This is a genomic window from Streptomyces sp. L500 (assembly GCF_054551825.1).
In genome coordinates this window covers 1-6,993 of record NZ_JBTOLC010000087.1, presented here as the reverse complement: position 1 = coordinate 6,993, position 6,993 = coordinate 1, and the positions used below count along the sequence as shown (strand labels likewise).

At 69.7% G+C, this 6,993-nt stretch carries 8 protein-coding genes and 1 pseudogene; 7 read left to right on the top strand and 2 right to left on the bottom strand.

All coding sequences use genetic code 11. The annotated features are described in order from the left end of the window. Positions 1-54: 54 nt before the first annotated feature. On the bottom strand, positions 55-411 hold the full coding sequence (locus ACX9I7_RS32165) for an STAS domain-containing protein (protein WP_459389338.1): 357 nt from the start codon (positions 409-411) through the stop codon (positions 55-57). A 590-nt stretch (positions 412-1,001) separates the two neighbouring features. Here ACX9I7_RS32165 and ACX9I7_RS32160 point away from each other — a divergent pair. The 5 genes from ACX9I7_RS32160 to ACX9I7_RS32140 all read left to right on the top strand — a co-directional run bounded on the left by ACX9I7_RS32160 (position 1,002) and on the right by ACX9I7_RS32140 (position 4,136). Next, positions 1,002-1,163, top strand: a complete 162-nt coding sequence (locus tag ACX9I7_RS32160; protein ID WP_164737664.1) for a hypothetical protein — start codon at positions 1,002-1,004, stop codon at positions 1,161-1,163. A gap of 12 nt (positions 1,164-1,175) precedes the next feature. Further along, a complete protein-coding gene (locus tag ACX9I7_RS32155; protein WP_358634204.1) occupies positions 1,176-1,469 on the top strand; it encodes a Dabb family protein in 294 nt (97 codons plus the stop codon). A gap of 312 nt (positions 1,470-1,781) precedes the next feature. Further along, positions 1,782-2,663 carry an RNA polymerase sigma factor SigF gene (locus tag ACX9I7_RS32150; protein ID WP_387573645.1) on the top strand — a complete coding sequence of 294 codons (882 nt, stop codon included), beginning with the start codon at positions 1,782-1,784 and terminating at the stop codon, positions 2,661-2,663. 189 nt (positions 2,664-2,852) lie between these two features. Continuing rightward, on the top strand, positions 2,853-3,686 hold the full coding sequence (locus ACX9I7_RS32145) for an RNA polymerase sigma factor SigF (protein WP_126915150.1): 834 nt from the start codon (positions 2,853-2,855) through the stop codon (positions 3,684-3,686). A gap of 45 nt (positions 3,687-3,731) precedes the next feature. Further along, positions 3,732-4,136 carry a hypothetical protein gene (locus ACX9I7_RS32140; protein WP_387573245.1) on the top strand — a complete coding sequence of 135 codons (405 nt, stop codon included), beginning with the start codon at positions 3,732-3,734 and terminating at the stop codon, positions 4,134-4,136. Positions 4,137-4,194: 58 nt separating this feature from the next. On the opposite strand, the gene ACX9I7_RS32135 is transcribed toward ACX9I7_RS32140, so the two are convergent. Continuing rightward, positions 4,195-4,440 carry a hypothetical protein gene (locus ACX9I7_RS32135; RefSeq protein ID WP_387573243.1) on the bottom strand — a complete coding sequence of 82 codons (246 nt, stop codon included), beginning with the start codon at positions 4,438-4,440 and terminating at the stop codon, positions 4,195-4,197. Between the two features lie 189 nt (positions 4,441-4,629). Here ACX9I7_RS32135 and ACX9I7_RS32130 point away from each other — a divergent pair, with 189 nt between their 5' ends. Together ACX9I7_RS32130 and ACX9I7_RS32125 are read left to right on the top strand one after the other, a co-directional pair. Next, a complete protein-coding gene (locus tag ACX9I7_RS32130; RefSeq protein WP_387573240.1) occupies positions 4,630-5,124 on the top strand; it encodes a MarR family winged helix-turn-helix transcriptional regulator in 495 nt (164 codons plus the stop codon). Positions 5,125-5,228: 104 nt separating this feature from the next. After that, positions 5,229-6,785 (top strand): annotated as a pseudogene (locus ACX9I7_RS32125) (MDR family MFS transporter); the annotation flags it as partial. Positions 6,786-6,993 lie beyond the last annotated feature (208 nt).

Genomic DNA, 6,993 nt, shown 5'->3' with positions numbered 1-6,993 from the left:
CGAAGGCGCGGGAAACCCCACCGGGGGCACCCGGAAAGTCCACGGAACCCGCCGTCAGGCGGGGACGCTGCCGACCGCCGTCGGGGGGAACTCCTCGAGCCAGACGAACGCCGCCTCGACCCCGGCGATCCGAACGACCTTCGAAACCATCGCCCCACCCCGCACAACCCGCAACCCCGCACCGCACCGCGCCGCGCGGGCGCGAACCCGCAGCAACAGCCGTACGCCGCTGGCGTCCAGAAAGGTCACGGCGCGCAGATCGAGCACCAGTTCCCCACGGCACCGCGCCGCGACGCCCTCCATCCGCTGTCCCAGCGTCTGCTCGGCCAGGATGTCGATCTCACCGGCCAGTTCCATGACCACCGCTCCCCCCGCCACGCGTTCCCGCATGGTGAAGGCGAGCTCGTACACGCCCATGGCGAACCTCACCGCCCTCCCTCATCGGGCACATCGTGTGCCTTTCTGGTGCCCCGGCCGTGGGCCGATTTCACCTCTGAGGCCCAGCCGTGATCCGGCGTGCATCCGGCGTTCGTCCAGCGGTGTCCGGGCCGGCGGCGCGGAAGCCCCGGCCCCGGGCCACGGTGCGCGTCGTGGGCCCGGAGCCGGGGCTTCCGGCGAACGCGGGACGGGGGAAGCGGCATCGGGGGGACAACCGCTTCCCCCGACGAGGACACGGCCTCCAAGTACGGGCCGCGGTCGGGGGGATTCGCACGGCCCGGACCCCGCAGTGAGGTCGCGTCCCTGGCCCACAGGATTCCTGCCAGATCCGTGGACCACGCGTCCATCCTCCGCCCCGGCGCGGGCGCGGAAGTCTGCCGAAGGGCCCGGCTTGCAGGGCACAAAGTCCTTAAAGTCCGCGTGAGGGGTGTGAATCCGTCCACACCGCGGCCTCGCGCCCCCAGCGCGACGCGCCATGATTTTCGGCCATTCATTCCCTCGCACGTTTGCGCGGATAGACTCTCGCGATCAAGGCGGGACCGCAGGGGAGGCAGGGCGTCATCGTGCAGACAAAGAAGGTCGTGCTCTGGGGTCTCGGCATCTTCGTGGCGTACACGATCATCCACTCCCCCGCCCGGTCGGCCGAGCTCGTCCAGATAGGGTTCCAGGGGATATCGGACGCCGCCATGAACATCGGCGAGTTCATGACCCAGCTCGTCAGCTGAAAGAAGGCACCCGTGATCCGTCATCTCGTCCTGTTCAAGCTCAACGAGGGCGTCGAGCGCGACGACCCGCGCGTCGTCGCCGGCGTGCAGGCGTTCGAGAAGCTGGACGGCGCCATTCCCGAGCTGCGCTCCTGGGAGTGCGCCTGGAACGTCTCCGACCGGCCGATCGCCTACGACTACGCCATCAACTGCTCGGTCGAGGACATGGCCGCGCTCCAGCGGTATCTGGACCACCCCGCCCACCAGGCGGGCGTCGCCCAGTGGCGCGAATTCGCGACCTGGGTGATCGCCGACTACCCGTTCTGAGAGCCCTTCCGGCGCCCCTCACCCCCCGGGTGAGGGGCGTTTTTTGTCGTCAACACGGTGCTATGCGGTGCTTGCACACTACGGACATGTCTTGTGATGCTATGACCGCTTTTGCCGGATGAGTTGATCGATTTTGACCGCGAAGGGGTGGTGACCGTGCCGGCCCGTACAGCGCCCGAAGCCCCCCTCCGGCGCGACAAGTCCACCGACGAAACCAACACCGTCATCGACCGCGTCGTCGATCCCGTCACCGATCCCGTCACGACCCCTGTCACCGACCCTGTCGCCGGCCCCGTCGCCGACGCCGGCGGTATCCCCGACAGCCTCCCCGACGGCCTTGAGCCCACCGGCCCCGACGGGGACCACGACCCCGGCGAGGACGGCCGGCCCGGCGAGCCCGGCGCCGTACGCGGCCCCCGCTCGCGGGAGGGCCGGGGCGCCGACGCCCGGGCCCTGACCCAGGTGCTCTTCAAGGAGTTCGTCACCCTGGAGCCCGGCACCCCCGAGCACGCCCGCGTACGCGCCGCCCTGATCGAAGCCAACCTCCCCCTCGTGCGGTACGCCGCGGCGCGTTTTCGCAGCCGCAACGAGCCCATGGAGGACGTGGTCCAGGTCGGCACCATCGGTCTCATCAACGCCATCGACCGCTTCGACCCCGATCGTGGCGTCCAGTTCCCCACGTTCGCGATGCCGACCGTCGTCGGCGAGATCAAGCGGTACTTCCGCGACAACGTCCGCACCGTGCACGTCCCGCGCCGCCTCCACGAGCTGTGGGTGCAGGTCAACGGCGCCACGGAGGACCTGACGGTGCTCCACGGCCGCTCCCCCACCACCGCCGAGATCGCCGACCGGCTGAAGATCGCCGAGGACGAGGTGCTGGCCTGCATCGAGGCCGGCCGTTCGTATCACGCCACCTCCCTGGAGGCCGCCCAGGAGGGCGACGGCCTGCCCGGCCTGCTGGATCGCCTCGGCTACGAGGACCCCGCGCTGGCCGGGGTCGAACACCGTGATCTCGTCCGCCATCTGCTCGTACAGCTTCCTGAGCGGGAACAGCGGATCCTCCTGCTGCGCTACTACAGCAATTTGACGCAGTCGCAGATCAGCGCGGAGCTGGGGGTGTCACAGATGCATGTGTCCCGGCTACTCTCACGAAGCTTCGCCCGGCTCCGTTCCGCAAATCGAATCGACGCCTAACCCTCACGGGTGACCCCTCCCCCGATGTCATGGGGAAGATATATCGACTTGACGCTACAGCGTGTTGCCGACATGTGACATTCTGCTGGAACTGCGTTTGCCACAGCGCAGCCTCCGGTATTCAGGTGGAGGCTGAACCCCTCGCGCGAGGGTGCCGCTGTGATCCGTCCGCGACCTCAAGGGGGTGGCATGTCCGTAGACCTGGGCAGCGCGAAGGTGCTCGCCAACGACGCACCGCACGCCGTGCTCGACGACTGTGAAGCCATCGACACCCGCACCCTCTCCCGCTCCCTGTTCCTGCGGCTGGCCGCGCTCGACCGGGACAGCGTCGAGCGCACCTACGTCCGCGACACCCTCATCGAGCTCAACCTCCCCCTCGTGCGGTACGCCGCGGCCCGCTTCCGCAGCCGCAACGAGCCCATGGAGGACATCGTCCAGGTCGGCACCATCGGGCTGATCAAGGCGATCGACCGCTTCGACTGCGAACGCGGTGTCGAATTCCCGACGTTCGCGATGCCCACGGTCGTCGGTGAGATCAAACGCTTCTTCCGGGACACCAGCTGGTCCGTGCGGGTCCCGCGCCGCCTCCAGGAGCTGCGCCTCGCCCTCACCAAGGCGAGCGACGAACTCGCCCAGAAGCTCGACCGCTCGCCCACCGTCCCGGAGTTGGCCGTGTGCCTCGGCGTCTCCGAGGAGGACGTCGTCGACGGCCTGGCCGTGGGCAACGCCTACACGGCGAGCTCGCTGGACTCCCCCTCCCCGGAGGACGACGGCGGCGAGGGCTCCCTGGCCGACCGGCTGGGCTACGAGGACACGGCGCTCGAGGGCGTGGAGTACCGCGAGTCACTGAAGCCCCTGCTGGCGAAGCTGCCCCAGCGTGAACGGCAGATCATCATGCTGCGGTTCTTCGCCAATATGACGCAGTCACAGATCGGCGAGGAGGTCGGCATCTCCCAGATGCACGTCTCCCGGCTGCTGACCCGCACGCTGGCGCAGTTGCGGGAAGGTCTCATCGCCGACTGACCGGCGGTGTGTACACGCTGACTTCGAGTCAGTGACACTGGGCCGATGCGACGGAAGACGCTCGTCTGCCTCGTCTGCCTGGTTGCGGTGGGCACGCTCGCCTCGGCGGGCTGCGGCGGCGGTGACCGCGAGGTCCGTGTCGCCACGGGGGCCGCCGGACCCGGCACGACAGGAGCGGCCGATCACCCCGTGCCGCCCAAGGGCGGCGTGGAGCTCATCCCGCTCCCCGCCCTGACCGTGAGCATCCCGCACCGCGAACCCACCGACGAGCGCTGGTGTGAACGCGTCACCCTCGCCTTCACCAACACCGGCCCCACGCCGATCGCCTCGGGCACGGTCACCCTGCTCGTCCACATCCTGGGGAAAACCGGCGCCGACCGCGACACGGTCCCCTTCACCCATGCCCTTCAGCCCCTCCGGCTGACCCATCTCAGCCCCTCCGGCGTTTGAGGAGCGGGGCCCGGGGCGGAGCCCCGGGAAACGGTGAAAGGGCGGGACTGGGGCGAACTCAGCCCAGTGCGAGCCAGGCCGCACCGGCCACGAGCACGATCGCGACGATCACGCCAATGATCAGCCCGGCACTCGGCCCGGACGAGGACGCCGCGGCCCGCCGCGCCGCCCGCCCGCCGCCGGGGGCGACCGGACCCGGCACCGATGCGGGGCCGCCCTCTTCCGACACGAACGCTCGGAACATCTGCGTGCTGCCCGCGGGGTCGTAGTCGCCACCGGGGTTCTGCTGGGGGTTGGCTGCCATGGGCGGGACCCTAGCGAAAGGCCGTGCCGCCGCGCCCGGCGGGCCGCCCCTTTACGCCCTCCCGAAGAACCCTTGGTTCTCCTTTTACCCGATAATCCCCTTTTTCATTTGCCTTCAGCAACCAATCTTCCCTATGGTTGCCCAGAGCAACCTAACCGTCGAGCGAGTGGCACCCGGGAGCCGAGGCCCATGGCCGCACAGGAGCAGTACCAGGAGCTGGCGCGCCAGCTGAGCGCCATCGGCGCGGTGAAGCGCGGGCTGAGCCGCGCCCTGCCGCAGGACTGCTCCCCGGCCACGGCCATCATGCTCACCCTGCTGAAGCAGCACGGTGAGATGCGGATGAGCCGCCTCGGCGAGCTGCTGTCCATCGACGCCTCGGTGACCAGCCGGCACGTCGCCTACGCCGCCGAGCGCGGCTGGCTCGAACGGCACCCGGACCCGCTCGACAAGCGGTCCCGGCTGCTGAGCCTCACCGCCAGCGGCCAGGAGCTGCTGGACGAGGTCTCCGCGCGGTACACGGACGCGCTCGCCCATGCCCTCCAGGACTGGTCCGACGACGACGTCGGCCACCTCATCGGCCTGATGAAGCGGCTCCGCGACAGCTTCGGCGACTGCCGGTCGCGGCCGTATCACCACTCCGGCGCCGCGTCCGGCGCCGAATCCACCACCCGTACACCCGTCTGACCACCAAGCCAGAAAGGAAGTCCATGGCCAAGTCCTCACCGGCAGGTGTGCGGGACGCCTCAGGAGCTCCGGCGCAGGCCGGCGCCGCCACCGACGCGGCGCCCATGACGCACCGCCAGATCATGGAAGCGCTCTCCGGGCTGCTGCTCGGCATGTTCGTCGCGATCCTCTCCTCGACGATCGTCTCCAACGCGCTGCCCGAGATCATCCACGACCTCCACGGCAGCCAGTCCTCCTACACCTGGGTCGTCACGGCCTCGCTCCTGGCGATGACCGCGTCCACCCCGCTCTGGGGCAAGCTCTCCGACCTCTTCAGCAAGAAGCTGCTGGTCCAGCTGGCGCTGGTGGTCTATGTGGCCGGCTCGGTCGTGGCCGGTCTATCGCAGAACACCGGCATGCTCATCGCCTGCCGCGTCGTCCAGGGCATAGGCGTGGGCGGTCTGTCCGCCCTGGCCCAGATCGTCATGGCCGCGATGATCTCCCCCCGGGAGCGCGGCCGTTACAGCGGCTACCTCGGCGCGACCTTCGCCGTGGCGACGGTCGGCGGCCCGCTGCTCGGCGGTGTCATCACCGACACCAGCTGGCTCGGCTGGCGCTGGTGCTTCTACGTCGGCGTGCCGTTCGCGATCATCGCGCTGATCGTCCTGCAGAAGACGCTGAAGCTGCCCGTCGTCAAGCGTGACGTCAAGGTCGACTGGCTGGGCGCCTTCTTCATCACCGCGTCCGTCACCCTGCTGCTGATCTGGGTCACCCGGGCCGGCAAGGGCAAGGACTACGACTGGATCTCCTGGCAGACCGGCGCGATGGTCGGCGGCTCGATCGTCCTCGCCGCGCTCTTCCTCCTCACGGAGTCGAAGGCCAGCGAACCGATCATTCCGCTGCGGCTGTTCCGCAACAAGACCATCGCGCTGTCCTCGCTCGCGAGCCTCTTCGTGGGCGTGGCGATGTTCGCCGGCACGGTCTTCTTCTCGCAGTACTTCCAGCTGGCGCGCGGCGAGTCGCCGACGATGTCCGGTGTGCTGACGATCCCGATGATCGGCGGTCTGTTCGTCTCGTCGACGGTTTCCGGTCAGATCATCACCAAGACCGGTCGCTGGAAGGCGTGGCTGCTCACGGGTGGTGTGCTGCTCACCGCGGGCCTCGGCCTCCTCGGCACGATGCGCTACGACACCCCGTACTGGCACCTCGCCGTCTACATGGTGCTCATGGGTCTCGGCATCGGCATGATGATGCAGAACCTCGTGCTCGCCGCGCAGAACCAGGTCGAGCCGAAGGATCTCGGCGCCGCGAGCTCCGTCGTCACCTTCTTCCGCTCCCTGGGCGGTGCGGTCGGTGTCTCCGCGCTGGGCGCGGTGCTCGCCAGCCGGGTGCCGGACTATGTGAAGGACGGGCTCACCGCGCTCGGCCCGAAGGCCGCGGCGGCCATGGGCCACGGCGGTACGGGGGGCGGCGGCATCCCGGACCTCAAGTCCCTGCCGGCGCCGCTCCGCACGGTCATGGAGAGCGCGTACGGGCACGGCATCGCGGACGTCTTCCTCTACGCGGCGCCGTGTGCGCTGATCGCGTTCATCGTGACGCTCTTCATCAAGGAGGTCGCGCTGAAGGGCACGCCTGGGGCGGCTTCCGCCGCCGCCTCCTCCTCCGAGCCGGCCGGGAAGGCCGGCTGACGAACCCCGGCCGACGGGGGCACGCGCCATGAGCGGGGCGCGTCGCCTTCCGTCCGCCGGTTGCCCGGCCGGACCGGAACGGCAAGAACGGTCCACGGGCCCACGGCCCCGGCGGGGGCGCGCACTCACAGGCAGGGGACGGCCTGAGCGCGCCCTCGCCGGGGCCGCGACTGTTTTCGGTGGGCCGGGGGCGGGGTGGGGT